Annotated in this window: 25 protein-coding genes; 18 read left to right on the plus strand and 7 right to left on the minus strand. The window is 42.6% G+C overall.

What is annotated here, in order from left to right:
• Positions 1 to 58: 58 nt before the first annotated feature.
• The 3 genes from CWB60_RS10700 to CWB60_RS10710 are packed head-to-tail and all read right to left on the minus strand — an operon-like array spanning position 59 to position 1,103.
• Positions 59 to 301 (minus strand): hypothetical protein, encoded by a 243-nt coding sequence (locus CWB60_RS10700; protein WP_138577832.1) that lies wholly within the window; start codon positions 299 to 301, stop codon positions 59 to 61.
• Positions 302 to 311: 10 nt separating this feature from the next.
• Positions 312 to 758, minus strand: a complete 447-nt coding sequence (locus tag CWB60_RS10705; RefSeq protein ID WP_055252737.1) for a threonine/serine exporter family protein — start codon at positions 756 to 758, stop codon at positions 312 to 314.
• A 6-nt stretch (positions 759 to 764) separates the two neighbouring features.
• Entirely contained in the window at positions 765 to 1,103 is a 339-nt protein-coding gene (locus CWB60_RS10710) for a hypothetical protein (protein ID WP_004589131.1), read from the minus strand.
• Between the two features lie 770 nt (positions 1,104 to 1,873).
• Here CWB60_RS10710 and mraZ point away from each other — a divergent pair.
• The 16 genes from mraZ (at position 1,874) to lpxC (ending at position 19,622) form a co-directional block, all read left to right on the plus strand.
• Positions 1,874 to 2,332 (plus strand): division/cell wall cluster transcriptional repressor MraZ, encoded by a 459-nt coding sequence (gene mraZ / locus CWB60_RS10715; protein WP_004589407.1) that lies wholly within the window; start codon positions 1,874 to 1,876, stop codon positions 2,330 to 2,332.
• Positions 2,333 to 2,360: 28 nt separating this feature from the next.
• Complete coding sequence (gene rsmH, locus CWB60_RS10720; protein ID WP_004589408.1) at positions 2,361 to 3,299, plus strand: 16S rRNA (cytosine(1402)-N(4))-methyltransferase RsmH; 939 nt, start codon at positions 2,361 to 2,363, stop codon at positions 3,297 to 3,299.
• The gene (ftsL, locus tag CWB60_RS10725) at positions 3,296 to 3,622 is read left to right on the plus strand and encodes a cell division protein FtsL (RefSeq protein WP_024033306.1); all 327 of its coding nucleotides are present in this window, start codon (positions 3,296 to 3,298) and stop codon (positions 3,620 to 3,622) included. The genes rsmH and ftsL overlap by 4 nt, the downstream gene beginning before the upstream one ends.
• Positions 3,619 to 5,436 (plus strand): penicillin-binding transpeptidase domain-containing protein, encoded by a 1,818-nt coding sequence (locus tag CWB60_RS10730; protein ID WP_024033305.1) that lies wholly within the window; start codon positions 3,619 to 3,621, stop codon positions 5,434 to 5,436. The genes ftsL and CWB60_RS10730 overlap by 4 nt, the downstream gene beginning before the upstream one ends.
• Positions 5,429 to 6,907 carry a UDP-N-acetylmuramoyl-L-alanyl-D-glutamate--2,6-diaminopimelate ligase gene (gene murE / locus CWB60_RS10735; protein ID WP_138577830.1) on the plus strand — a complete coding sequence of 493 codons (1,479 nt, stop codon included), beginning with the start codon at positions 5,429 to 5,431 and terminating at the stop codon, positions 6,905 to 6,907. The genes CWB60_RS10730 and murE overlap by 8 nt, the downstream gene beginning before the upstream one ends.
• Positions 6,904 to 8,286 (plus strand): UDP-N-acetylmuramoyl-tripeptide--D-alanyl-D-alanine ligase, encoded by a 1,383-nt coding sequence (locus tag CWB60_RS10740; RefSeq protein WP_121637954.1) that lies wholly within the window; start codon positions 6,904 to 6,906, stop codon positions 8,284 to 8,286. The genes murE and CWB60_RS10740 overlap by 4 nt, the downstream gene beginning before the upstream one ends.
• Positions 8,286 to 9,368: a phospho-N-acetylmuramoyl-pentapeptide-transferase gene (mraY, locus tag CWB60_RS10745; protein WP_004589413.1), complete on the plus strand. Its 1,083-nt coding sequence runs from the start codon at positions 8,286 to 8,288 to the stop codon at positions 9,366 to 9,368. The genes CWB60_RS10740 and mraY overlap by 1 nt, the downstream gene beginning before the upstream one ends.
• Positions 9,369 to 10,703: a UDP-N-acetylmuramoyl-L-alanine--D-glutamate ligase gene (gene murD, locus CWB60_RS10750; protein WP_138577828.1), complete on the plus strand. Its 1,335-nt coding sequence runs from the start codon at positions 9,369 to 9,371 to the stop codon at positions 10,701 to 10,703.
• Positions 10,700 to 11,875, plus strand: a complete 1,176-nt coding sequence (gene ftsW, locus CWB60_RS10755) for a cell division protein FtsW (protein ID WP_004589415.1) — start codon at positions 10,700 to 10,702, stop codon at positions 11,873 to 11,875. Before murD ends, ftsW begins: the two co-directional genes overlap by 4 nt.
• Positions 11,872 to 12,948 carry an undecaprenyldiphospho-muramoylpentapeptide beta-N-acetylglucosaminyltransferase gene (murG, locus tag CWB60_RS10760; RefSeq protein ID WP_029774059.1) on the plus strand — a complete coding sequence of 359 codons (1,077 nt, stop codon included), beginning with the start codon at positions 11,872 to 11,874 and terminating at the stop codon, positions 12,946 to 12,948. Before ftsW ends, murG begins: the two co-directional genes overlap by 4 nt.
• A 42-nt stretch (positions 12,949 to 12,990) precedes the next feature.
• Positions 12,991 to 14,400, plus strand: coding sequence for a UDP-N-acetylmuramate--L-alanine ligase (gene murC, locus CWB60_RS10765; RefSeq protein WP_051063459.1), 1,410 nt, complete (start codon positions 12,991 to 12,993; stop codon positions 14,398 to 14,400).
• Positions 14,397 to 15,317, plus strand: coding sequence for a D-alanine--D-alanine ligase (locus CWB60_RS10770; protein ID WP_024033298.1), 921 nt, complete (start codon positions 14,397 to 14,399; stop codon positions 15,315 to 15,317). Before murC ends, CWB60_RS10770 begins: the two co-directional genes overlap by 4 nt.
• A 1-nt stretch (position 15,318) precedes the next feature.
• Complete coding sequence (locus CWB60_RS10775) at positions 15,319 to 16,104, plus strand: cell division protein FtsQ/DivIB (RefSeq protein WP_004589419.1); 786 nt, start codon at positions 15,319 to 15,321, stop codon at positions 16,102 to 16,104.
• Positions 16,101 to 17,333 carry a cell division protein FtsA gene (gene ftsA / locus CWB60_RS10780; protein ID WP_004589420.1) on the plus strand — a complete coding sequence of 411 codons (1,233 nt, stop codon included), beginning with the start codon at positions 16,101 to 16,103 and terminating at the stop codon, positions 17,331 to 17,333. Before CWB60_RS10775 ends, ftsA begins: the two co-directional genes overlap by 4 nt.
• 23 nt (positions 17,334 to 17,356) lie before the next feature.
• The gene (gene ftsZ / locus CWB60_RS10785) at positions 17,357 to 18,604 is read left to right on the plus strand and encodes a cell division protein FtsZ (protein ID WP_138577826.1); all 1,248 of its coding nucleotides are present in this window, start codon (positions 17,357 to 17,359) and stop codon (positions 18,602 to 18,604) included.
• 106 nt (positions 18,605 to 18,710) lie between these two features.
• Positions 18,711 to 19,622 (plus strand): UDP-3-O-acyl-N-acetylglucosamine deacetylase, encoded by a 912-nt coding sequence (lpxC, locus tag CWB60_RS10790; RefSeq protein ID WP_004589422.1) that lies wholly within the window; start codon positions 18,711 to 18,713, stop codon positions 19,620 to 19,622.
• Between the two features lie 129 nt (positions 19,623 to 19,751).
• Here lpxC and yjjG read toward each other — a convergent pair whose 3' ends face one another.
• The 3 genes from yjjG to CWB60_RS10805 all read right to left on the minus strand — a co-directional run bounded on the left by yjjG (position 19,752) and on the right by CWB60_RS10805 (position 21,931).
• Entirely contained in the window at positions 19,752 to 20,426 is a 675-nt protein-coding gene (gene yjjG / locus CWB60_RS10795; protein WP_138577824.1) for a pyrimidine 5'-nucleotidase, read from the minus strand.
• Entirely contained in the window at positions 20,426 to 20,968 is a 543-nt protein-coding gene (gene yjjX / locus CWB60_RS10800; RefSeq protein WP_138577822.1) for an inosine/xanthosine triphosphatase, read from the minus strand. The genes yjjG and yjjX overlap by 1 nt, the downstream gene beginning before the upstream one ends.
• Before the next feature lie 63 nt (positions 20,969 to 21,031).
• Positions 21,032 to 21,931 carry a phosphoribulokinase gene (locus CWB60_RS10805; RefSeq protein ID WP_004589425.1) on the minus strand — a complete coding sequence of 300 codons (900 nt, stop codon included), beginning with the start codon at positions 21,929 to 21,931 and terminating at the stop codon, positions 21,032 to 21,034.
• Positions 21,932 to 22,047: 116 nt separating this feature from the next.
• On the opposite strand from CWB60_RS10805, the gene CWB60_RS10810 reads away from it, so the two are divergent.
• Positions 22,048 to 22,920: a TolB-like translocation protein gene (locus tag CWB60_RS10810; RefSeq protein ID WP_138577820.1), complete on the plus strand. Its 873-nt coding sequence runs from the start codon at positions 22,048 to 22,050 to the stop codon at positions 22,918 to 22,920.
• A gap of 63 nt (positions 22,921 to 22,983) precedes the next feature.
• On the plus strand, positions 22,984 to 23,349 hold the full coding sequence (locus CWB60_RS10815; protein ID WP_004589427.1) for a hypothetical protein: 366 nt from the start codon (positions 22,984 to 22,986) through the stop codon (positions 23,347 to 23,349).
• Between the two features lie 65 nt (positions 23,350 to 23,414).
• Here the strand turns inward: CWB60_RS10815 and CWB60_RS10820 are convergent, their stop codons facing one another.
• Positions 23,415 to 25,988 (minus strand): M1 family metallopeptidase, encoded by a 2,574-nt coding sequence (locus tag CWB60_RS10820; protein ID WP_138577818.1) that lies wholly within the window; start codon positions 25,986 to 25,988, stop codon positions 23,415 to 23,417.
• Positions 25,989 to 26,010: the final 22 nt, after the last annotated feature.

The raw sequence follows: 26,010 nt of genomic DNA on the forward strand, positions 1-26,010 counted from the left end.
GGTATTAAAGTAAGCGGCAATTGCACTTTTAAAAAAGCTTTTATAAATGCAATTGCTGCTATGCAAATAACTTTACCAGCCAGCCGTATTTTCGCACATAGCTGGTTTCGCTTTTGCCAGCTTGAACCGTTGCTCCGGCTAAAAAGGCTGATGCCAATCCTACCTTGGTGGCTGCAAAGCGCTTAAAGCGATACTTTATTGCTGCATGGTGCTGGCGCTTTAATGCATGCTGTAAATCCATTTGCTTATTTAACGTGTCAACGTTCTCATTGGGTTCTTTAATTAGAAAATTAACGAGCATGGTTATTTCCTTATAGATTTAAAAGTTGCTTCACACTTTTAATCGTTTTACTAAAGCCAATTTTATTGCTTAGGTATACGGTATTTCGCCAAAGCCAAATTAAACAAATTATTTGCGCGAGTGCAGCAGTAGCAAAGCTAAGCCAAACCGAGCCAAATAAATCATATACACCGTAGCCAATTGCACCTAGTAAGCCGGCCCACAACAAAATCAAACCACTGGCAAAACATCCTAAAAATATAGTGATCAACGCCATTGATCGTAACGACAGCTTCCACTCAGCTTTTGCAAGTTGGTGGGTAAGCTTTCCTTGCGTTTTATAATCCTCCTTGAGCTGGTTAGAGTATTCAATGATCTTTGCTATATGATCCTGCCAATCATCCTTTTGGCTAGGGTCATCTGTTGTTTGATTTTGAGCATTACCGTCCGTGGTTGCTGTTGTTTGTGAGCTACTCATTATTTATTACTTACGACGAAATAGTGACGTTACAAGCATACCCGCCGCAAAAGCAATACCCGCTGTTGCTAGCGGATTTTCTGAGGCAAAAGCACGCGTTTTTGCGCTGCACTCAGTTAGTTTTTCACGAGCAATAAGTTGTTTTTCGCTTAGTGCTTCTGCAGAGCTTGAAGCGCCTTTACGTACGCTTGACTCAGCAACTGATGCCTTGCTTGAAAGTGCATCTACTGCATCGTGTGCTACAGACGTTGCTTTTTCAGTCAACGGTGCCTCACTCTCTTTTTGTTTAAGATCAGGTTTCATGTTTGTTTCAGTATTCGGTTTTGTATTTGTTGCAGTAGCCATAATCAATCCTTAATAAATAAAATAAAAAAATTTAACTGGTGCTATAGCAGATGCAACGATTAAACCAACCATTAAAAAATAATTTAACCACTTGATTTTATTGTTTTTATATATTTAAGGTAGGGTGCGTTAGATTAAATAAAAAGCAGCATGAAGTAAGTATTGCTGCTGTGCTAAGTAAATTTTACATGGCTATAAACCTAGGGCCTGTTTACCTTTCGAGATTTAATTTGCAGCAGTCTGTTTGGGATTTAGGCAAGGTAGAGCCTATGTAGTGTGGTTATTCCCCATAAATAGGCGATAACGACGTATAAATGTCAAACAGGCGCTGCCCGAAGGGTTCTGCCTAGGGAGCATTTACTCTTTGTTACTCGGTTTTTACTTAGCCCACTAGGTTACAAACCTCGCGCCGCGATTAAATACCCCCTAGATTGAACAAATTATAATCCTTAAAGGTCAACAGGCCCTAGATTCATTTTTTTGTAATTATTCATTGATTATTCAGTAAGCAAATTATGTAAACCAAACGTTATTAGTATCGCTTTAAAAAAATTTTATCTACTACCTCCACTTTTTCCCACGTAATTCAATCGCTTTGCGTAAAGCCTTATTTTTTCTAGCTTAGCGAGACGTTAAAGCTGGTCAGCTTACTTGACAAAAAGGCTTGTCAAGCCCTAAACTGGAGCACTGTGGTAAAAAGTGGTTTTTAGTGGATCTAACTGGATCAAATTAATCGAAACTCGATTACACAATTTAAAAGTAGGCTTTTTATGTTTCGTGGCGCTAGTTCACTGAGCTTGGATGATAAAGGACGTTTTGCGGTACCGACTAAGTACCGAGACGCTTTGCTGTCTGAAGATCAAGGAACGGTAATATGTACCATTGCGCTAAACGAACCGTGTTTATGGTTGTATCCTCTTGCACAGTGGCAAGAAATAGAAAGCCGCTTATCTAAAATCTCTAATATGAATCCACGCGCTCGCCGAATGCAACGTATGTTGTTAGGTAATGCCACAGAGTATCAACTTGATAAAAATGGTCGAATTTTGCTGGCGCCTTCATTGCGTAGCCACGCAGAACTTGGCAAAAAGATCATGCTAGTTGGTTTAATGAATAAATTTGAAATTTGGGATGAAGCGCGTTGGCACGAACAAATGCGCCAAGACACTGAGTTGGAAAGGCTCGGCGATTTTGAAGCAAACCAAGATTTAGATAATTTCACACTCTAACGGCACTAAAAAAGGCAAACACAAGCTAATGACTGCGCAATTTGAACACGTATCCGTATTAATGGACGAAACCATCGATGCTCTTGCAATTAAGCCAGACGGCATATACATGGATGGTACTTTTGGACGTGGCGGACACTCAGGTCAAATACTTGCTCGACTTGGTGAGCAAGGGCGTTTACAGGCCATTGATCAAGACCCACAAGCAATAAAGTCGGCTGAAAAATTTGCCGATGACGCACGCTTTGCTATAGCTCACACCCGCTTTTCTAACTTATACGATGTTGCAGAGCAAAACGATCTGTTAGGTAAAGTTGATGGCATTTTATTAGATATTGGCGTGTCCTCCCCCCAGCTTGATGACGCAGAGCGTGGCTTTAGCTTTATGAAAGACGGCCCTCTTGATATGCGCATGGACCCAACAAGTGGGCGCAGTGCAGCGCAGTGGCTTGCCGAAGCTGAGCTTGAAGACATTACCCATGTAATTAAAACCTACGGTGAAGAAAAATTTGGTAAGCGTATTGCCCACAAAGTACTTGAGGTAAGAGAGCACACGCCAATTACCACAACCAAGCAACTTGCCGATTTAGTCGATGAAGCGGTGCCCGTTAAAGATAAATTTAAACACCCAGCCACACGTACATTTCAGGCAATCAGAATTTACATAAACAGTGAACTGGAAGAAATTCAAACCGCACTGCAAGCTGCTGTAAAAGTATTAAAGCCAGGTGGACGTTTAGTGGTTATTTCGTTTCATTCACTTGAAGACAGAATAGTGAAGCAATTTATTAGAAAACAGAGTAAGGGAGAAGCGATACCCAGAGGTCTGCCTTTAACCGACGCACAAATAAATAAAAACCTGACGTTAAAAGCAGTGGGTAAAGCTATTAAACCAAGTGCTGAAGAAATAGAGCGTAATCCACGTTCTCGCAGCTCAGTACTTAGGATTGCACAGAGGCTTGGATGAACACTAAAGCGAATCATCGCCAACCCAATTTATTTTTAGAAATATTAAAAGGCCTAGGAGCTAACAAGCTAACCTCGGCCTTGTTGGTTGTGATATTCGCTTCAAGCTTTGCAGTAGTACAGGTTACGCACTCGGCTCGCGCGCAGCTAATTAAGCAAGATACGCTGCTACAAGAGCGAGATGAGCTCGACCTTGAATGGCGTTATTTACTTGTAGAAGAAGAGTTTTATTCGCAGCATGCGCGCATTGAAGAAGTTGCTACCACGCAGCTTCAAATGAAGCGCCCTACCAGTCAGGATGAACAGGTAATAATAATACAATGAGAAATCGCGGCAAAAAACAGGTCAATAACTTAATCACATGGCGCTTTATGTTGGTGTGCACTGTGGTGTTTTTAGTGTTTGTAACACTGGTGTCGCGTGCTGCCTATTTACAAGTTATTGAGCCAGATAAAGCCCGTTCAGAAAGCGATAAACGCACCGTTCGTGTAGAAAAACTACATGTACAACGCGGTATGATCTTCGATCGTCAAGGCAAAGAGCTTGCTGTAAGTGTGCCGGTAGTCAGTGTGTATGCCGATCCTAAAGCATTGCATAAGTCACTTGTTGCTAAAGTTATAAAACAAGCACGTAAAAACGGTGAAGATCATAAAACGCTTGCAGAAAATGCCGCTGAGCTTGATAAGCGTACCTCTGTTTATTATGAAAATGATCTGCGTTGGCGTGAGCTGGCAGATGTTTTACGTATCGATCCTAAAAAAATAAATTCGCGTTTATTAAATGATCCCACCCGTCGTTTTGTGTATTTAAAGCGCCAAGTTACACCGGCTGTTGCCAACTACATTAGCCAATTACGCTTACCTGGTATTCATTTGTTAGATGAGTCTAAACGTTATTACCCCGCGGGAGAGGTAACGGCCCACATTATTGGTTTTACAAATATTGATGGGAAAGGCATAGAAGGCATTGAAAAACTCTACGAAAATGCCTTAACAGGCGAAGAAGGCCGTCGCACTATTCGTAAAGATGCCCAAGGCCGCGAAGTTGAAGTATTAGATGAGCGTGAGCGTGTAGAGCCTGAAAATATTCAGCTGAGTATTGATCAACGTATTCAAGCAATTGCTTATAAAGCAGTAAAATCTGCTGTACTTACATATAAAGCGACATCGGGGTCGGCCATGGTGGTTGATGTTAAAACCGGTGAAGTTTTGGCCATGGTAAATAGCCCATCATTTAATCCAAATAATTTGAACGATGCACAACCACATAAACGCCGTAACCGCGCAATTACCGATTTGTTTGAACCAGGCTCAACCGTTAAGCCACTAGCCATTTTAGCTGGGCTAGACTACGGCGCAATTAAAGCCGACGACACCATTGATACCTACCCAGGTTGGATGCGTTTAGGCGGCAGTTTAGTAAAAGATACCCGTAACCACGGTGAAATGACGCTTCGCGAAATTTTAAAGTATTCATCAAACATGGGCGTGGCGAAGGTAACGCAGCAAGTACCTAAAGATTACTTAGTTGGCTTATATCAAAAAGTGGGCTTTGGTAGCGATACCGGTACAGGCATGGTTGGCGAAAGTAGTGGTTTATTTTATCCAAACCGCCGCTGGTCTGACTTTGAAATTGCCACGTTATCGTTTGGTTATGCTATTTCGGTAAGTACGGCGCAAATGGCCCGTTTTTACACCATGTTAGGCGCCGGTGGGATTAATCGTCCGTTAACGATTTTAAAGCAAGACGGTGTGCCAGAAGGCGAGCGTATTTTTAAACAAAAAGACGTAGAAGCCGTTGTTCACATGATGGAAAGCGTGTTTGAAAAAGACGGTACAGCCCGAAACATAAAAGTAGATGGCTATCGCGCGGCAGGCAAAACCGGTACTTCTAAAAAGGCGGTTGCTGGTGGTTACGGTGATGAATACGTAGGTTATTTTGCAGGTGTAGCACCGGCAAGTAATCCACGCTTGGCTGTGGTAGTGATGATAAATGAGCCCGGTGGCGATGTGTACTATGGAGGTGCCACCGCAGGCCCTGCATTTGCAGAAATCGTCTCTAACGCATTAAGAATATTAAACGTAGCCCCTGATAAGGAAGAAGTGGCTTACGTAAAAGGTAAAGATAACGATGCGTGATTTAAAGGCTATTTTAAAATACATCGACATAGATGCACCTTCGCAGCTAGTTAAAGATTTACGCCTTGATAGCCGTGATGTAACGCCAGGCGATGTATTTGTGGCTATAAAAGGCCATGCGCTTGATGGCGGACAGTTTATTGCCAAAGCAATTGAAAACGGCGCTACAGCCATTATTGCCGATAGACTGTGCGAATTTGATGTCACTTTTGAGCCACTGTATTTAGTAACTGAGCTTGATAAAAAACTCCCAGAGCTAGCGAGTCAATTTTATCAAAACCCAAGCCAATCTCTCGATTTAATTGGTGTAACGGGCACTAATGGCAAATCTACAACAACGGCTATGATGGCGCATTTAGCGCAGTTTTGTAGTACCCCTTCGGCCATTATAGGCACATTAGGTTATGGCCACCCCGATACACTTACGCCACTTATTAATACCACGCCTTCGGCTGTTGACTTGCAGCACATATTGCATGACTTAAAACAGCAGCATAAAAAGCTTGTGGCGATGGAGGTTTCATCGCACGGATTAGTGCAACAACGTGTGGCACAATGCCAATTTAAAGCGGCGGTATTTACTAATTTATCGCGCGATCACCTTGATTATCACGGCGATATGACAAGTTATGGCGACGCTAAGCTTATGCTGTTTCGCGATTTTGACCCACAGCTAGTGGTGCTAAATCAAGACGATGGGCAAGCAGAGCAATGGCTTGAAAAATACAGTTTTAATAATCTCATTTGTTATGGTCGTAAAAATTTAGCACCTAAAAATGCACAGTATGTGTATTTTTCTGATGTTGAATATTCTAAAAATGGTATTTCGGCGCAATTGAGCACAAGTTGGGGTGATATTAGCGTAACATCGCCTCTATTTGGTGAGTTTAACTTATATAATTTAACTGCGGCACTGGCAACATTGTTGGGGCTCGGTTATCCGCTTGAGCAGTTAGCCGCCGGATGCGCGCATTTGCACCCCGTTGCTGGGCGTATGCAAGCGTTTAGCGAAGTTAATTTACCTACGTGCGTTGTTGATTACGCCCATACGCCTGATGCGCTTGCTCTGGCTTTACAAGCATTGCAAAAGCATGTGCCTGGTGGGGTTAGTTGTGTTTTTGGTTGTGGCGGCGACAGAGATAAAGGCAAGCGTGCCTTAATGGCGCAAGCGGCAGAGCAAAATGCAGATAAGGTTATTGTTACCAGCGACAATCCGCGTTCAGAAAACCCAGATGCTATTTTAGCAGATGTGGCAGCGGGTTTATCGCAGCCTGAAAAAGCCCATTTAGAGGCTGACAGAGCAAAAGCCATTCGCTATGCAATAGAAAATGCAAATGCGGATGACGTAATTTTAATTGCCGGCAAAGGCCACGAGGATTACCAAATTATTGGCGATCAACGTATCGACTTTTGCGATCGCAGTTATGTAAAAGAACAACTAAAAAAAGCAGTAAGAGGGATAACTCAATGATCCCAATGGACTTTGATTGGCTGGCAAATGTGCTAGCAACCGATTATCTAGGTGATAATCTCAATGTAGTAAATATTAATACCGATACCCGCAGTATTTGCGACGGAGAGGTGTTTTTAGCTTTAAAAGGGCCTAATTTTGATGGCCATAAATTTATTGCTGACGCTAAACAAAAAGGCGCTATTGGCGTTATTGTTCAGCATAAAGTAGATGTAGATATTGTGCAGTTTGTTGTTAGCGATACCCGTATTGCATTAGGTAATATAGGTGCGGCGGTTATGGCGCAGGTTAACCCAAAAACCATTGCCATTACGGGCAGCGTGGGTAAAACAACGGTAAAAGAAATGTGCGCCGCTATTTTATCGGTGCACGGAGATGTGCTTGCTACAAAAGGTAATTTTAATAACGATATTGGCGTACCGCTAACGCTATTACGTTTAGAGCCGCAGCACCGTTTTGCTGTTATAGAGCTTGGCGCTAATCATTTAGGCGAAATTGCTTACACTACCGCCATGGCAAAACCCGATGTAGCTGTGGTGTGTAATGTGGCCGCAGCGCATTTAGAAGGCTTTGGTAGCCTAATGGGGGTTGCTAAGGCAAAAGGTGAGATTTTTGATGGCCTAAAAGACGATGGCGTTGCCATTGTTAACTGCGATAGCGAATTTAGTCAATACTGGCTTGATAAATTAAAAGGGCGCACTGTTAAGTGTTTTTCAAGTACTGAAAAACTTGATATTTGGGCTGAAAATATCAGCCTAGACGAAAACGCTCGCGCAAGCTTTTTATTGTGTACACAAGATCAAAAAGTACCAGTAACGCTTGCTCTTCCAGGTAAGCACAACGTGAGCAATGCGCTTATTGCCGCGGCTTTAACCAGTGAGTTTGATGTATCACTTGAAGAGATAGCCACCGCACTTGCCACCATGGGCGATGTTAAGGGGCGGGTAAATTTAATAAAAGTAAGTGATTCACTGACCGTTATTGATGATACCTACAATGCAAATGTTAAGTCGGTAAAAGCAGCAATTGATTTATTAAGTGATATTCAAGGGCACCGTATTTTAGCACTGGGCGATATGGGAGAGCTTGGTGAACAAGCCAGAACTTATCATCAAGAAGTAGGCGAATACGCCAAACAACAAGGCATTGATGAGCTGTATACGCTGGGTGTGTTAAGTAAATACGCAAGCGATGTATTTGATAAGCCAAACCGTCATTTTTCTAACCGCGAAGAGATGCTCAAGCAAATTCAAACCAGTCTTAATAACACAAACAACAAAACCACGCTTGTGGTGAAAGGATCGCGCAGTTCTCGCATGGAATTATTAGTAACCGATTTAGTAAATGGCCAGCAACAAGCCATCAATGGAGTATCATAATGTTAGTTTGGCTGGCAGAGTATTTAACCCAATATTACAGTGGCTTTAATGTTTTTTCGTATTTAACCCTACGTGCCATTTTAGGCATATTAACAGCGTTAATGATGTCGCTTTATTTTGGCCCTAAGCTCATTCGTTCGTTACAAAAAATGCAAATTGGCCAGGTAGTGCGTGATGATGGCCCCGAATCTCACTTATCTAAAAAAGGTACTCCTACTATGGGAGGCTTACTTATTTTAGGCGCCATATTTACCAGCACCTTATTATGGGCTGATTTATCAAACAAATACGTATGGGCAACCTTATTTGTAATTGGCTCATTAGGTTTAGTGGGCTTTATAGATGACTACCGCAAAGTAATACGTAAAGACCCTAAAGGGTTAATTGCTAAATGGAAGTATTTTTGGCAATCGGTTATTGCTCTAGTGGTGGCAACTGCGCTGTATGCAACGAGTACACAAGCGTCAGAAACCTCACTCGTGGTGCCATTTTTTAAAGATGTATTGCCACAACTAGGCTTGTTTTACATTGTAATTACTTACTTTGCATTAGTGGGCACTTCAAACGCGGTAAACCTGACTGATGGCTTAGATGGCCTGGCGATTGTGCCGACTATTTTAGTGGCGGCAGCACTTGCCATAATTGCTTATTTAACCGGTAATATTAACTTTTCGGCTTACTTACATATCCCGCATTTACCGCTTGCTAGTGAGCTGGTGGTTGTGTGTACCGCTATTGTTGGCGCAGGGTTAGGCTTTTTATGGTTTAACACATACCCAGCACAAGTGTTTATGGGTGATGTAGGGTCGCTGGCACTTGGCGGCGCGCTGGGCATTATTGCTATTTTAGTACGCCAAGAGCTACTGCTTATTATTATGGGCGGTGTGTTTGTAATGGAAGCTTTATCGGTAATTTTACAAGTGGGCTCATACAAATTACGCGGACAGCGCATTTTTAGAATGGCGCCGATTCATCATCATTACGAGCTAAAAGGTTGGCCAGAGCCACGTGTTATTGTGCGCTTTTGGATAATTTCAATTGTGCTAGTACTTGCTGGCCTTGCGACATTAAAGATTCGATAAATGCAGTATTTAAACGAGATAAAAAACAAACATATAACAGTGCTCGGACTCGGTGTAACCGGTCTGGGCATTGTGCGTTTTTTATTATCTCATGGTTTTGCACCAAAGGTCGTTGATAGCCGGGTTGCGCCACCAGGTATGGATTGGCTTAGCGAGCATGCTCCTGAGCTTAATACGCATTTTGGTGATTTAGCTAGCGCCGCGCTTTGTAAAACCGACATGATCATCATAAGCCCCGGGCTTAGCTTAAAAATTCCCGCAATTGCTCAAGCAATAGAGTCAGGCATTGAAGTAATTGGTGATGTAGAGCTATTTGCTCGTATAAATACAAAACCGGTTGTTGCTGTTACAGGCTCTAATGGTAAATCAACCGTTGTTACCTTAGCCTACGAGGTATTAAAAGCAGCAGGTTATAAGGTGGCATTAGGTGGCAATATTGGCACTGCGGTATTGGATTTACTAAGTGATGATTTTGACGTGTATGTGCTGGAGCTTTCGAGTTTTCAGCTAGATACCTGCTCAAGCTTAAAACCAATAAGCGCAGCGGTATTAAATATATCTGAAGATCATTTAGATCGTTACGACAGCTACCAAGCCTATATCGACTCTAAATTAAGCATTTATAACAATGCTGAGCTTTTAGTAACCAACGCAGATGATATTCAAACTAAGCCTATTAGTCGCGCTTTAGCGCCGCAAATGAGCTTTGGCATCGACCACGGTGATTATCACTTAGCTGAGAGCAATAATGAGCTGCATTTTATAGTAAAAGGCGAGGCGTACTTACCTGTTAGCACGCTTGCGGTCGTTGGTAAGCACAATTACTTAAATACACTTGCGGTTATGGCGTTATTAAGCCCGTTTGATATTAGTAAAGAACAGTACGCAGCGGCGCTTTCTCAATTCAATGGTTTAGCGCACCGTTGCCAGTTTGTTGATGAGCAACATGGTGTTCAATACTTTAACGACTCTAAAGCCACCAATGTTGGCGCCACTATAGCGGCAATAGATAGTTTGGCCTCAGATCACGAAAACCTGATTGTTATAGCCGGTGGTGATGCTAAAGGCGCTGATTTAAGTGCGTTAAAGCCATATATAAAAAGTCATGTAAAAGCGCTTGTATGCTTTGGTAAAGATGCAGCAGAGCTTGCTGCTTTAACGAGTAAATCGCACTTGGTAAACACAATGCAAGAGGCGGTATCGCTCGCTAAAGTACTTAGCAAGCGCGGTGACATTGTATTACTTGCGCCTGCCTGTGCCAGCATTGATATGTATAACAACTACATGCAACGCGGTGATGACTTTGTGCAATGTGTAATGGAAGGGCAATTATGATTGCCTTTGCCGATTTAAAAGAAACACTCACCCCAAAACCCTCAGCACAGCTTTACGATGTGCCACTGCTTTATTGCATGTTAATGCTTATAGGGGTGGGTTTTATAATGGTGACCAGCGCCTCAATGCCCACAGCCGAAAGGCTGTTTGATAACTCATACCATATTACCATTCGCCACAGCATGTTTTTAGCGATGGCATTTGTTTTATTTTGGATTGCTGCCAGCGTGCCTATGGATTGGTGGAAACGCTCAAACCCGTATTTGTTGCTGCTTGGTATGGTGCTACTTATTGCTGTGTTAATAATAGGCCGCGAAGTCAACGGCGCTAAGCGTTGGATACCCATTGGACCTGTTGGTTTTCAGGTAGCCGAGGCCGCTAAATTATACTTTTTCAGTTATATAGCAGGCTACTTGGTAAGAAAGCGCGAAGAAGTACAAGAAAATATTAAAGGCTTTGCTAAGCCTATCGCTGTATTTGCGGTCTATGCCTTACTTATTTTACTACAACCCGATTTAGGAACCGTGGTGGTTATGTTTGTAACAACTGTGGGGTTGTTATTTTTGGCCGGCGCAAAGTTATGGCAATTTTTTGTACTTATTTTAACGGGCGTAGGGCTTGTTGTATTACTGATTATTGTAGAGCCATACAGAATGGCGCGAGTGGTGGGCTTTTTAGACCCTTGGGAAGACCCATTTGGTAAAGGGTATCAGTTAGTGCAGTCGCTTATGGCCTACAGCCAAGGTGGCTGGTTTGGCCAAGGGTTAGGTAACAGCGTGCAAAAGTTACAGTATTTACCCGAGGCGCATAACGATTTTATTTTTGCCGTTATAGGTGAAGAGCTAGGCCTTGTAGGTGTAGCAAGTATTTTATGTGTGTTGGCTGTGTTTGTATTTAGGGCGCTTTTAATAGGCCAACAAGCTTTAAAATGTGGCAAAGAATACGAAGGCTATTTTGCGTTTGCTATTGGCATTTGGTTTGCGTTTCAAACCATGGTTAATGTAGGCGCCAGTGCGGGGTTATTACCGACCAAAGGGTTAACCTTGCCGTTTATTTCGTATGGTGGTTCAAGTTTATTAATAATGACGATTGCCACCGGCATTTTATTGCGTGTTGATTTTGAAACTAAAATGGCAACCAAACAAGCCACCTCACGCGGAGGTAAGCGATGAGTAAAAAATTAGTAGTTGTGGCCGGTGGTACAGGTGGGCATATATTCCCAGGTATTGCTGTAGCCGATTATTTAAAAGAGCAAGGCTGGCAAGTAAGCTGGATAGGCACGCCAGATAGAATGGAAGCGGATGTTGTACCAAAGCATAACATTGAGATTGATTTTATTAATGTAAAAGGCGTACGCGGCAATGGCTTAAAGCGTCTTATTAAAGCCCCATTCATGGTACTTAATGCAATATTGCAGGCGCGTAAGGTATTGAAATATCAGCAACCAGATGTAGTGCTTGCTATGGGTGGCTATGTAACCGGGCCAACCGGCATTGCCGCTAAAAGTTTAGGCATTCCACTGGTGATTCATGAGCAAAATGCAGTGGCAGGAATGAGCAACAAGTGGTTGGCAAAATTTGCTAACAGAGTACTTGCTGCGTTTCCAAGCGCCTTTGCACCAGGGCAAGCTGAATTAGTCGGTAACCCAGTACGTGCAAGCGTTGCTAATGTAGCTAAACGTGATGTTTCAAGCCCTATTAATATTTTAGTGGTGGGAGGCTCGCTAGGCGCACAAGTGCTTAACCAAACACTGCCAGAGGCGTTTAATTTACTTGCTAAAACAGCGCCAATTAAAATGTGGCACCAAACAGGTAAAGGCCATATTGAGGGCGTGAAAAGTGAGTATGCGAAAAGCAACATTGCAGATGAAGACCTAAAAGTTGCTGAATTTATAGATGATATGGACGCCGCCTACGCGTGGGCCGATATTGTTATTTGCCGTGCTGGTGCACTGACTGTTAGTGAAATTGCCGCCGCGGGTAAAATGGCTGTGTTTGTGCCGTTTCCACATGCGGTAGACGATCATCAAACCGCCAACGCAAAATATTTAGTAACCGCAAATGGCGCGCTTTTAATGCCTCAGCCGCAGTTTAATAAAGATTCAATAGTTGAGCTATTAAACCCGTATTTGGCAAAGCCTATATTAATTAAACAAATGGCCAGCAATGCTAAGCAGCAAGCCATTTTAGATGCCACAGCAAGCGTTGCTTCGCACTGTGAGCAAGTAACAAATAAGAGAAAATAAGTGAAAGATAAGTCAATACAAGAACAACAAACTCGACCTGCTATGCGTCGAATAGAAACCATCCATTTTATTGGTATTGGTGGTGCGGGTATGGGCGGCATTGCTGAAGTACTGGCTTTTGAAGGCTACCGCATTACAGGCTCAGATATAGCGCACAGCGCAATGACCGAACGCTTAATTAAAGCCGGTGCAGAAGTATTTATAGGCCATCACGAAAACAACGTAAAAGATGCCAATGTAGTTGTTGTTTCAAGTGCTATTGATGAAACAAACCCTGAGATTATTGCTGCAAAAGCAGCGCGTATACCGGTAGTTCGCCGTGCAGAAATGCTTGCCGAATTAATGCGTTTTCGCCATGGCATTGCCATTGCGGGCACACATGGTAAAACCACAACAACCAGTTTAATTGCCAGCATTTATGCTCAGGCAGGGCTTGATCCTACTTTTATTATTGGTGGCTTATTAAATAGCGCGGGCAGTAACGCAAAAGTGGGCAAGAGCGACTTTTTAATTGCTGAGGCAGATGAAAGCGATGCATCGTTTTTGCATTTACAGCCTATGGTATCGGTGATCACCAATATTGAAGAAGATCACATGGAAACCTATGGCGGCAGCCTTGAGAAAATGAAAGACACTTATGTGGACTTTATTCATAACCTGCCATTTTATGGCTTAGCCGTAGTGTGCATAGACTCGCAAGTAGCAAGTGAGCTGATCCCGCGTTTTGGTCGCCCTGTGATCACGTATGGCGAGTCAAAAGATGCCGACTACCGCATGAGCGATTTTAGCCAATCAGCAAGTACTTGTACTTTTACAGTGACACATAAAAGCGGTGAAAGCTTAAGTGCAACGCTTAATATGCCAGGTAAGCACAACGCACTTAATGCCACGGCGGCAATTGCAGTGGCTAAAGATCAAAACATTGCTAACCACGCAATTTTAGAGGCGCTGCAAAAATTTGAAGGCATAGGACGACGCTTCCAGCATTATGGCAATTTTGAAAATGAGCGCGGCAATGTCATGCTGGTGGATGATTACGGACATCACCCATCAGAAGTTGCTGCCACCATTGCAGCGGTACGCGAAGGCTGGCCAGAAAAGCGTTTAGTTATGGTTTATCAACCACACAGGTTTACCCGTACACGCGATTTATACGAAGACTTTGTAAAAGTATTAGCAGATGTAGATCAACTTTTATTACTAGATGTGTACAGTGCCGGCGAAGAGCCTATTGTTGGCGCAGACAGTAAAAGCCTGTGCCGCAGCTTACGTCAGCGCGGAAAAGAGCCTCTACATGTAGCAACGAGCGCAGAGCTTGCTGGTGTGCTGGCCGATAACTTACAAAATAACGACTTAGTTTTAACGCAAGGCGCTGGTAATATAGGACAATTGGTTAAAACATTAGCGGCAACAGGTATGTCGGTGGAAAAATTAAAGCAAGGTGAAGTATGACGCAAGAAAACGCGCAATTTGGTAAAGTAGCAGTACTGCTTGGGGGTAACTCAGCAGAGCGCGAAGTGTCACTACGTTCAGGGCAAGCGGTGCTTAATGCACTACAAAATGCCGGTGTTGATGCCATTGCTTTTGACCCGCAAAATCGCTCTTTGTGGGAGCTAAAAGAATTACAGGTCGATCGTGTTTTTATTGCTTTGCATGGCCGTGGTGGCGAAGATGGGACAGTGCAAGGCGCGCTTGAATTTATGAACTTGCCATACACGGGCAGCACTGTATTAGGCTCAGCCTTGGCAATGGATAAAGTACGTTGTAAGCACTTATTTAAATCTGCAGGGCTAAGTACAGCGCCTTATGCAGTTGTTGATGCTAAAAAAGGCTTTGATGCAAAAGCTATTATGGATGAGTTTAAAAAAGTAATGGTGAAGCCATCGCACGAAGGCTCAAGCATAGGTATGGCGCAAGCAAGTACCGCTCAAGAGCTTGAAGATGCTCTTACACATGCTTTTAAGTTTGATAGCCAAGTGTTAGTAGAGCAGTGGATAACCGGACGCGAATTTACCGTGACTGTATTAGGCGATGAAGTACAGCCTGTGATTGAAATGACGACTCCAAATGGTTTTTACGATTACCAAGCTAAGTATCAATCAAATACAACACAGTATCATTGCCCTGCAGATTTATCGGCGCAAGATACACAGCACTTACAGGCTATCTCGTTAGAGGCGTTTGATTTAGTGGGTGCAAGCGGCTGGGGCCGTGTAGATGCCATGCAAGATGAGCAGGGGAACTTTTATTTATTAGAAGTAAATACAGTCCCTGGCATGACCGAAAAATCGCTGGTGCCTATGGCGGCAAAAGCAAACGGGGCAACATTTGAGCAATTAGTTGTTCGCATTTTGGGGCAAACGCTTTAATATGCATCCCCTTTTAGAAAAAGCTCAACAGTTAAAACAGCAACTTAACTTTAATTGGTCGCTAATTTTTGGTGTGAGCTTTTTTCTGGTGGTAGTGATTGGGCTCGTGCAAATAACTACCGGTGTATCTGATTGGCTAGTAGAGAACAAAGATGCACAAATAAAGCACTTAACAGTGCTAGGAAAGCCCAAATACACTGACGAAAAGGCCATAATAAAAGCAATAAAAAAGGCCGATTTAAGCAGTTTTTTTGAGCTAGATGTAAAACGCGTACAGCAACTGGTAAAAGATTTACCTTGGGTTGCAACCGTATCGGTACGCAAGCAATGGCCCGATACAATACAAGTGTACGTAGTTGAACACGAAGCCGTAGCCCATTGGAATAGCGATTTACTGCTAAACCAAAGTGGCGATGCCTTTGAAGCAAGTAGCGATAAACTCGCCAATGATTTACCGCAACTTTACGGCCCAGAAGGCAGCGAAAAAGAAGCGTGGATTGCCTTTAAGCAGTTTGACGAAATGCTAAAGGTAAATGCATTAACGTTAAAAAGCTTAGCCCTTTCGGAGCGTTTTTCGTGGCAGTTATGGTTAGATAATGGTGTGCGCTTAAATTTAGGGCGCAAAGACAAAGCAAAGCGAGTACAGCGGTTTATAGATGTGTACCCGCGCATGGAAAAGCGTGCAGATGCACAAATAGATGCAATAGATTTACGCTATGATACCGGCCTTGCAGTTAGCTATAAGCCTGTGCAAGAACAGCAATTACAAAATAAGAGTAAGGCATGACTAAGTCAGCAGAAAGAAACCTAGTGATTGGATTAGACGTTGGTACCTCAAAAGTGGTGGCCACGGTAGGTGAAATCACCGCAGATAACAAGCTCAGCATTGTTGGTGTGGGCAGCCAAGTATCTCATGGTATGGATAAAGGCGGCGTTAACGATTTAAACTTAGTGTCTGAGTCGATTCGCCGAGCAATAGATGAAGCCGAGTTAATGGCCGATTGTCGTATTAGCTCAGTGTACTTAGGGATTTCTGGCAAGCACATACAATGTCAAAACGAAAGCGGCGTGGTTGCTATCAATAATACAGAAGTAACCGATGAAGACATTGAAAATGTAATTCATATAGCGCGCTCTGTGCCTATTTCGGCCGAGCGTAAAATGCTGCATGCATTACCGCAAGAATACAGCATTGATATGCAAGAGGGCATTAAAAACCCCCTTGGGATGAGCGGTGTACGTATGGAAGCACGTGCACACATTATTACTTGCTCAAACGACATGGCTAAAAACATTGAAAAATGTGTTGAGCGCTGTGGTTTAGAGGTTGATCAGCTTATATTTACCGCACTTGCATCGTGTTACTCGGTTTTAACCGATGACGAAAAAGAGCTTGGTGTAGCGGTACTTGATATTGGTGGTGGTACAATGGATATCACTATTTATATTAACGGGGCATTACGCCATTCTTCGGTTATCCCAGTGGCGGGTAATCAAGTAACCGGTGATATTGCAAAAATATTTCGTACACCTATATCACATGCTGAGTCACTCAAAGTACAATATGCATGTGCAAGTAGCCAAATGGCCAGTAACGAAGACACCATAGAAGTACCAAGTGTAGGCGGGCGACCAGCACGATTAATGTCGCGCCATACTTTATCTGAAGTGGTAGAGCCTCGTTTTAGAGAATTATTTGAATTAGCGATGGAAGAAATTCGTCGCTCAGGTTTAGAAGACCAAATTGCGGCAGGCCTCGTTATTACAGGCGGGACTGCTAAAATGACTGGCGCAATGGAAGTGGCTGAAGACATTTTCCAAATGCCAGTGAGAATAGGCAAACCAATCGGGATAGTTGGTTTGACAGACTACGTAGACGATCCTTCGTACGCAACCGCTGTAGGTTTGTTACAATACGGGCGCACTATGCAATCGATGAATGCACAAAAGTCGAAAGCAGAGGATAATAATAATTGGTGGAACCGCATTACTAAATGGTTCCAAGGCGAGTTTTAAAGTACTCAAGTCGGAGAGTAAACATGTTTGATATGATGGAACAACACAGCGAAGAAGCTGTAATTAAGGTAATTGGCGTGGGCGGTGGCGGCGGTAACGCTGTTGAGCACATGGTAAAACAACAAATAGAAGGCGTGCGCTTTATAGCCGCAAATACGGATGCACAAGCATTACGTAATTCCGCTGCCGATATTACCGTACAACTAGGCACGCAAATAACCTCAGGGTTAGGTGCAGGTGCAAACCCAGAAGTAGGCCGCGAATCGGCTGAAGAAGATGCAGAAACAATCCGTGCCAGCCTTGAAGGCGCAGATATGGTATTTATTGCTGCCGGCATGGGTGGTGGTACAGGTACAGGTGCTGCACCAGTGGTTGCTAAAATTGCCAAAGAATTAGGTATTTTAACGGTTGCTGTAGTAACGCGTCCTTTTGACTTTGAAGGCAAAAAGCGCGCAGCAGCTGCTGAACAAGGCATTAACGAATTGTCAGAAATTGTAGACTCACTTATTACAATTCCGAACAATAAATTGCTTAAAGTTTTAGGTAAAGGGACTACACTATTAGATGCCTTCGCTAAAGCAAACGATGTACTTTTTGGTGCTGTTCAAGGTATTGCGGAGCTAATTACACGTTCTGGTTTAATTAACGTGGATTTCGCCGACGTACGTACCGTAATGTCAGCAATGGGTACTGCCATGATGGGCACAGCCTCTGCATCAGGCCCAGATCGTGCTCAAGAAGCTGCAGAAGCGGCTATCTCAAGCCCATTACTAGAAGACGTTGATTTAACCGGTGCTAAAGGTATTTTGGTTAATATTACCGCGGGTATGGACATTGCGATTGAAGAATTTGAAATTGTGGGTAACCACGTTAAAGCGCTAGCGTCTGAAAATGCAACCGTGGTTGTGGGTGCAGTTATTGACCCAGAAATGAGCGACGAGTTACGTGTAACCGTTGTTGCTACGGGGTTAGGCGGCGATCGTCGTCCGCAGTTTGGTATTGTTGATAACGGCTTTAAAAAGGCATCAGGTTCTGATGTAGCAAGTTCATCAAACCAATCTAGCAGCATGTACGTACCAAGCTTTGCAAGCCAAGGCACAAGCATTGAAGAAACGACGCCAAGCACGCAAGTAGAAAGCAAAGAACAAGCGCCATCTACAAGCTCAAGCAACACGGCAAGTTCATCAGCGCAAAACAGTAAAAAAGCGGATAAATCAGAAGGCGGAGATTATTTTGATATTCCGGCTTTTTTACGTAAGCAGGCTGATTAACATTTACTAATGCTTTTGTTTGAAATATGTACAAATATTGAAAGGCAAAAGGATTTATGTTAAACTCCGCCGTCTAACTGTAACTGATTTAAAAGTGAGCGAACCTATGATTAAACAGCGTACGATTGCACAAGTAGTCAAAGCCATAGGAATTGGACTTCATAAAGGTGAGAAGGTCACAATAACTCTCCGACCTGCGAGCGCAAATACCGGGATTGTATTTCGTCGTGTCGACCTTGATCCGGTTGTTGATTTTGAAACAACACCTGAAGCCGTTGGTGATACGCAGCTGTGTACCTGTTTAATTAACAAAGATGGCGTTCGCTTATCAACGACTGAGCACCTAATTGCAGCGGTTGCTGCAATGGGTATTGATAATTTAATTGTTGAATTAGACAGCTCAGAAGTGCCGATTATGGATGGTAGTGCATTACCGTTCATTTATTTGTTACAAAAAGGCGGCATTGAAGAGCAAAATGTTGCGAAACGCTTTATTCGTATAAAAGAAAAAGTACGTATTGAAGAAGGTGATAAATGGGCCGAAGTAGAACCATATGATGGTTTTCACATCGACTTTGAAATTGCCTTTGATCACCCGGCCATTAATGAAAGCCGCCAGCGCATTGGTTTAGATATTACTGCGCAAAGCTTTACTGAAGAAATTAGCCGTGCACGTACGTTTGGTTTTATGAAAGACATTGAATACATGCATGCTAATAACCTAGCACTTGGTGGCAGCATGGACAGCGCAGTAGTACTTGATGACTTTAAAGTACTAAACCCAAATGGTTTGCGCTACAGCGATGAATTTGTAAAACACAAAATATTAGACTGTGTGGGCGACATGTTTATGACAGGTCATAACCTACTAGGTAAAGTAACGGCTTATAAATCGGGTCACGATTTAAATAATAAGTTACTTCGCAAAATTATGGCAACAGAGTCAGCATGGGAGTGGGCAACATTTGAAACGCCTGTTACGATGCCTGCACCCGGCCTTGAATTAGCGACGGCTTAATTTAGTATTTTTTAAAAATACACGCTCACAAACAGTTATAAAAAATGACGCTTAATAGCGTCATTTTTTTTGCCTTAAATTAGCGAGTTGCAGCTAATTACTATTAATTTTTAATAATTAACGCGCAGCTTAAAGCGCTAAAATTGCTGGTAACTGTGCCAGTTCAGTTATGGTGTAGGTTGGGCTTATGCCTGCTGGTAACTGCTCGCTTGGGTGCTGTAGCCAACAGGTATCAATACCGGCATTATTGCCTCCTAAAATATCGCTAGAGGCAGTGTCGCCCACCATTAATATTTTGCTTTTGTCTGGGTTACCCATAAGCTCAAATGTGTGCTCAAAAATAGCCTTGTTAGGCTTAGCAATGCCTACCAGTTCCGAAATAACCAGCCAATCAAACATATTTTCAAGGCCGGTATGCGCTAGGCGCAGGGCTTGCAAACGTGCAAAGCCATTAGTAATAATACCCAATTGTGCATGCGGTTTTAGTGCATTTAGTAAATCGATTGCGCCGGGGAGTGGTTCACAAATTTGTGCCATAGCATCTAAAAATGCATCGTTTAGCTCCTTAGCGGGTACCCCTAATTTTACAGCCCACTCGTTAAAGCGGGTTACTTGTAAGTAATCGGCGCTAATTTTTCCATCTTGATAATCTATCCACAGCTGCTTATTAGTTTTTTGGTAATGGATGTAATCAGCTTGAGTAAACTCAATGTTGTACGCTTTAAACATGCGGGTCATTCCCGCTAAAATATCAAACCTGAATAGTGTTTCGTCTGCATCAAACAGTACATAACTGTATTTCATTAATTTTCCTGATAAAGGCTAGGGTGTAAAAAAGGAGTCATAGCTAAGGTAAGCGCTTGGGTGTAGGTGCTTTGACGAGTGGCATGGTTGTTTGTGAGAAGCCCTATCGCGCCGCCTTTTTGCTTAACATTATGGGTGTTAAATGCTTTATCCATCACATCGCCAAGCTCTTCTCCGCTTAGCAGCGCGTTATATAACACTTGCGGTAACGGCAGGTTACTGCTGCGCCCTATCGCTTGCTCAGAGCCATTATTAATAACAACATAGGCAAAGGTTGCAGCACCATAGCTAAATTGCTCTGCACCGCCTTCCATTGCACAGTAGTAATCTGCTTGGTACATGTTTTTACAATAAGTAACTCGGTTTTGTGCGCCTATACGGGTTTGTTCCTCGCCAATTGGTTGATCGGGAACATTTGAGGGAGCATCAACGCCTTGGCAATCAATTTCATAACTAGGAAAGTACATTGCAAAAATATGTTTTGCAGCGTTAATTTTTACTGGGTTTTTAGAGCCCACAATAATTTTTAATGAGTGCGACACGTTTTCCCTCACTGTTAGCAAAAGCAGCAGTGTACGTCAGAAGTGTAAATCATAAAAGAGGGGCTAAATGGGTATATCTAAAGGGGCTAGGTTTTCAAGAGCACGCTTTTTAACAATAATGTCTTTAATTAGCGGAGTAAGCACCAGCTCCATTGCTAAACCCATTTTACCGCCTGGCACCACAAGGGTATTTATACGTGACATAAAGCTGCCTTCAATCATCTGTAAATAATACGGAAAATCAACGTCATCAATTCCTCTAAAGCGAATAACCACAAAGCTTTCATCTAGCGAAGGAATATCTTTTGCGCTAAATGGGTTTGACGTATCAACCGTTGGCACACGTTGAAAGTTAATATGGGTGCGCGAAAACTGCGGTGTGATGTGGTTAATGTAGTCATCCATACTGCGTACAATGGAGTCCATTACTTTTTCGCGAGAGTGGCCGCGGTCTTGCGTATCGCGGATCAATTTTTGGATCCATTCAAGGTTAATAATAGGCACCATGCCTATAAGTAGATCCACGTGCTTAGCTACATCATGATCTTGATCAACCACGCCACCGTGCAAGCCTTCGTAAAACATTAAATCAGTGTTTGTTTCAAGATCTTGCCAAGGGGTAAACGTCCCCGGTAATTGATTATAAGGTACAGCTTCATCAAAGGTATGTAAGTATCGGCGCAATTTGCCTTGGCCTGTTTCGCCGTAGGTACCAAATAAGGTTTCTAATGCGCCAAAGTCATTGGCTTCACGGCCAAAATAACTTATGTGTTTACCTTCTTGTTGTGCTTCGCGTACTTTTTTATCCATTTCTGGGCGCGTGTAACGATGAAAGCTATCTCCTTCGATAAAAGCCGCATCAATGTTGAGGCTACGAAAAATATGTTTAATTGCATTGGTGGTAGTGGTAGTTCCCGCACCCGACGAACCTGTAATAGCAATGATAGGATGTTTAGCTGACATGTATTTTCTCTTTTTTAGGACCAAGTTAGTTATAAAGAGTTGACTGACTTAGGTCAAGTGACGCCATCGGCAAATAACGTTATCATGAGGTGCTTAAAAATAAAACGAGAGAAAGCATGAAACTTATTAAACCATGGCTTGGGCTAGTCTCTTTAGCGGCGCTAAGCCTTGCTACAGCGCAGGCTAGCATGCCTAAAAGCCAAATATTACTTGCTGATTTAAATACACCCTACGGTATGCAAGTGAGTATAGTGAGCGACAAAAACAGCTATAACAACCAACCTTATTTAACAAACCAGGGTATTTATTTCACCCATGAAGTTATTTCAAGCGAGCAAAGTCAAACCGATATTGCCTATTATGATTTAGCAACCAAGCAAGTAAGCAACATAACAAATACGCCAGTGAGCGAATATTCGCCCACTGTTATGCCCTCAAAACAAAGTTTATCAGCCATTGTGGTAGAGCAAGATAGCAAACAAAAGTTGTGGCAATACCCACTTGATACTGAGCAAGCACCGAGCCGTATTTTTGATTGGATTGAACCTGTTGGCTACCACGCATGGGGCGCTCAAAGCGACTTAGTGATGTTTATTTTGGGTGAGCCACATACTTTGCAATATACTTCGGTTGCTGCGGCAAAAGGCGAGGTGGTAGCAAGTAACATAGGGCGTACGCTTATTTATAACAGTAAAACCGCAACATTTTTATTTAGTTACACGAAAAATGATCAGCATATTTTAGCAAGCTTTAACCCGCAATCTAAACAGGTAGAAAATTTACTTAGATTGCCAGAGCAAGTACAAGACTTTATTTTAAAAGATGCTAATACAGTGGCTTATGCGGTTAAAAACCGTGTATATATGCGTAATTTAAGCGGCAGCGACGAGGTTTCTCAATGGCTTAACTTAAGCCCGTATTGCGAGACAAACATAACGCGAATGAGTTATAAAAACGACAAACTTGCCTTTGTATGCGATGTAAAATAATTCGGACTTTGCAGCGCGTATAGGCTAATGTAATGCACAATTAAACATTAAAGGGATCACCACGTGGCTTATAGTGCAGATGAGTTAACAGAGCAGCTTATTCAGTTAAAGTGCAGAAGCAACTTTAAAATTAAAAACATTGCTGAGTACATGTTAGCAAATTCTAAAGAAGCAATTTATACCCACAGCGAAGCGGGTAAAGGCAAAATAATTATTCGCCCAGCCTTTGAAGTGTTTAGCGATGATTTTGCAACAATTGATGAGGTAACACGAGTACAAGGTTATTTTCATAGTAGTGAGATGACACGCTTTCCTACACGTATTCACAAAAGTGCGCAGCCGATTCACTATGGTGTGGCCTTTAAAATTAACTCAGAGCAAGCAGCAAAAGACTTTATTGCCAAGCTAACACAGATTATTAACGGGTAAATAAAAGCCGCTGAGTGAATAACTCAGCGGCTTCTTTAATTATACATATTTACTTTTAATTAAGCTTACTTGCTTTTTAAAAAGTCATTAACTGATGCCAGTTCACGCTCTTTAAGCGCAATACAGTCATGGGTACTTTCTTCAAGCTTGCTTAGCGTACGCGCGTAGCCCGGTGTTTCTTCAATTTTATCTTTAAAGAATGCTTGCGTGGTTGCTAAACTTTGTTCATCACAACGCGCGGTAGTAAAGTACGGTAAGTTAGGCACAAAAAACGGCGGTAAGCTTTGTGTTACCTTGTCGTAATTGTTGTATATCCACTCAATAAATAGTGCTTGGCGTGGCTCGCTATAACTTTGACCCGCTAAAATAGTGCGCATATCAGACGCGGTTACTTCGTCGGTTAGGGTGTACGCTAATACCTGCTTTTGTAACTGCGCTTTACCCATAAAGCCCATTGCTGCCAGCATGTTTGTGCGTACTTGTGGATCTTTAGTGGCTTTAAAGGTTGCCATAAATTGATCAAGTAATGCTTTATCCCCATTATAGGCGGCAAGTTTTAAATAGGTAGCTGCTAAATACGGATCCACTTTTTGCGGATCGTTTAAGTATACTTGTGTTTGCTCTTTTGCTTTGCTGATTACACGTTGATCTTCACCATCAAAACCAAGTAAGGACACAACACCCGCACGTAGTTGCGATACTGCACCGTCTTCGCCAGCTTGTGCTTCAAGTGAGTATTTTTTAGCTGCAGGCATTACTGCACTGCGAATAAACTCAGGCCATAACGCTTCGTTGCTTTCATCTTTAAAGGTATTTTTTTGTGATACCAAATAGCCCAGCGCTGTATTTGCAACACGAGGGTGATCATCGCTCACAAAGACTTCTAAGGTTTGCATTAACTTAGCCGCCGATATTACACCCGCATCAAGTAGTGCATCAGTGGCAGAGAGCAGCGCTAAACGCTCACGATCATTAAGTGCTTGCGGAGCATGTTTTATAAGTGAATCAAACTGCGCATCGTCCATTACCCAGCGGTAATAACCTAGCGCCCCCTCATCGGGATAAATCCACTGAGGCTCAAAATCAAGTGTTAGGGTTTGGCTTTGCTTGTTGAGTAAAATACTGGCTGTTTTTACTTTATCGCCAGCGCCATATTTTATCCCAACAGGGACATTCCAAAGCTGTGCGGGTGCATCTACACCGGCATTAGCAAAGCGGCTTTGCGATATAGTAATTTTTTTACCGTCTTGTTTTACATCTACAAGCGGAAAAGAAGACTGTTCAATAAATGATTTTAAAACACTCGCAACATCTTTATTAGAAGCTTTACCTAGTGCTTCCCATAAATCAGCTGCTTCGGCGTTTTTATACGAGAATTTTTTTAAGTAACTTTGAATCCCTTTTTGGAATGCGTCTTCACCAATCCAGTTTTCAACCATAGCCAGTACTGCGCTGCCTTTACTGTAGGCAAGCCCTAAACCATCCATAATATCGGCTTCGGTTTTAATTGGTTTACGAATCGGCTTAGTGCTTAATCGAGCATCTAATGCCATTACGTTGTTTTGTGGTAAATCAAGGTGAGATTCAAATTCTGGATTAAGCTGCTTAGTAATCTTTGCCGCCATCCAGCTGGCAAATGCTTCGTTTAACCATAAGTCGTTCCACCACTTCATGGTAACTAAGTTACCGTACCATTGATGGGCAAGCTCGTGAGCAATAATCGACACATTACGCTGTTTTTTACTGCGTGTAGCAGCTGCTAAATCAACCAGTAATATATCTTCGCGGTAGGTTACTAGGCCTGAGTTTTCCATTGCGCCAAAAGGAAACTCGGGTACTGCTACCGAGTCGAGCTTTTTATAAATATAAGGAATACCAAAATACGCCTCAAGTGCAGCAAGTACTTTTGGCATGTTCTCTTTTGCGTAATCAGCTAAATGAATTTTACCCTGCGGGGTAATAACACGCCCTGGAATTGGCATGTCTTTTATTTCAAGCTCTTCAAAAGGGCCCACGGCCATAGCCACTAAATAAGAAGGAATAGGTGGCGTTTTATCAAAGTAATGCGTTGTCATCTCGCCGTTAACTGTGGTTTTAAGCTCTGGCGTATTGGCATAAACCTTTTGAGATGTTGGCGCTGTAATTGTTAACTGAAACGGTATTTTATAACTTGGTTCATCAAATACCGGAAATGCACGGCGTGCATCATTCATTTCAAACTGAGTAAATAAATAAGGTGTACCTTGATCAATTGTTTTGTATAAGCCTACACTTTGGCGATTATACGGCGCCGAAAAATCTATTTTTAGGGTGTACTTACCCGGTTGAATTTGCTCATCACAGCTAAATTTTACTTTTTCTGTTTTTAGCATTTCGTTATTTAAGTCGCAGTTTTCATCGCCTAGTAACTGCGCCATTTTAACAGCGTAAGCCACGCCGTTAAGTTCAATGTAATGAGTGGGTTTTAACACTTCTAGGGCTATTTCTGTCATCCCTGTAAAGGTGTCTTGGCTTGGGTCGAGTGTTAACGACACCTTTTGTGAACTTGGTTTAGCAAGCTTTTCGATAACGAATTCGTTAGCGTTGGCAGTAGTCATTGCCAAAGCAACACTTACTGTTAATAGGCTTTTTAAAAACATAGTGATCCCTAGATTGTTGTTG

It is taken from the genome of Pseudoalteromonas sp. S327, from assembly GCF_005886415.1.
Taxonomy (GTDB): Bacteria; Pseudomonadota; Gammaproteobacteria; order Enterobacterales; family Alteromonadaceae; genus Pseudoalteromonas; species Pseudoalteromonas atlantica.